Genomic DNA, 1,362 nt, shown 5'->3' on the forward strand with positions numbered 1-1,362 from the left:
ACAGAAGCGAAGGGGCTGTACCTAAATTGTCAAGAAAAACTTCTAGTGAGGACTGTGGTGCCCGTACCGTAAACCGACACAGGTAGGCAGGAAGAGAATTCTAAGGTGCGCGGGAAAACCCTCGTTAAGGAACTCGGCAAAATATATCCGTAACTTCGGGAAAAGGATAGCCCAGAGTAGGTGAAGCGCAGAAACGCGCGGAGCTGGAATGGGCGGCAGAAGAGAGGCCCAAGCGACTGTTTACCACAAACACAGGCGTCTGCTAAAGGGAAACCTGAAGTATAGATGCTGACACCTGCCCGGTGCTGGAAGGTTAAGAGGAAGTGTTAGCGCAAGCGAAGCAGTGAATTGAAGCCCCAGTAAACGGCGGCCGTAACTATAACGGTCCTAAGGTAGCGAAATTCCTTGTCGGGTAAGTTCCGACCCGCACGAAAGGTGTAACGATTTGGGCACTGTCTCAACGAGGGACCCGGTGAAATTGAAGTACCTGTGAAGATGCAGGTTACCCGCGACTGGACAGAAAGACCCCATGGAGCTTTACTGTAACCTGAGATTGAATTTTGGTAAGAGACGTACAGGATAGGTGGGAGGCAGAGAAGTGAGTACGCCAGTATTCACGGAGCCGCTGGTGGGATACCACCCTTGTTTTACTGAAATTCTAACGAAAAGCGTAACGAGCTTGCGGACAGTCTCAGGCGGGCAGTTTGACTGGGGCGGTCGCCTCCAAAAGAGTAACAGAGGCGCCCAAAGGTTCCCTCAGCGCGGACGGAAACCGCGCGAAGAGTGCAAAGGCAGAAGGGAGCTTGACTGCGAGACGGACAGGTCGAGCAGGGACGAAAGTCGGGCTTAGTGATCCGGTGGCATCCGAGTGGAAGGGCCATCGCTCAACGGATAAAAGCTACCCTGGGGATAACAGGCTTATCTCTCCCAAGAGTCCATATCGACGGGGAGGTTTGGCACCTCGATGTCGGCTCATCACATCCTGGGGCTGAAGTAGGTCCCAAGGGTTGGGCTGTTCGCCCATTAAAGTGGTACGCGAGCTGGGTTCAGAACGTCGTGAGACAGTTCGGTCCCTATCCATCGCGGGCGGAAGAAACTTGAAAGGGGCTGCTCCTAGTACGAGAGGACCGGAGTGGACGGACCAATGGTGTACCAGTCATACCGCCAGGTGTGCAGCTGGGTAGCTACGTCCGGGACGGATAAACGCTGAAAGCATCTAAGCGTGAAACCAGCCTAAAGATGAGGTTTCTCATTACGTAAGTAAGTAAGGTCCCACAGAGACGATGTGGTTGATAGGCCGGGAGTGGAAGTACAGTGATGTATGGAGCGGACCGGTACTAATAGACCGAGGACTTGACTTAA

At 53.4% G+C, this 1,362-nt stretch carries 1 rRNA gene; it reads left to right on the forward strand.

Features of this window, described 5'->3' with window-relative positions:
• Positions 1 to 1,361: ribosomal RNA gene (locus BLR11_RS13875) — 23S ribosomal RNA — on the forward strand; the annotation flags it as partial.
• Position 1,362: the final 1 nt, after the last annotated feature.

The sequence above is a fragment of the Megasphaera paucivorans genome (assembly GCF_900103535.1).
Taxonomy (GTDB): domain Bacteria; phylum Bacillota; class Negativicutes; order Veillonellales; family Megasphaeraceae; genus Megasphaera_A; species Megasphaera_A paucivorans.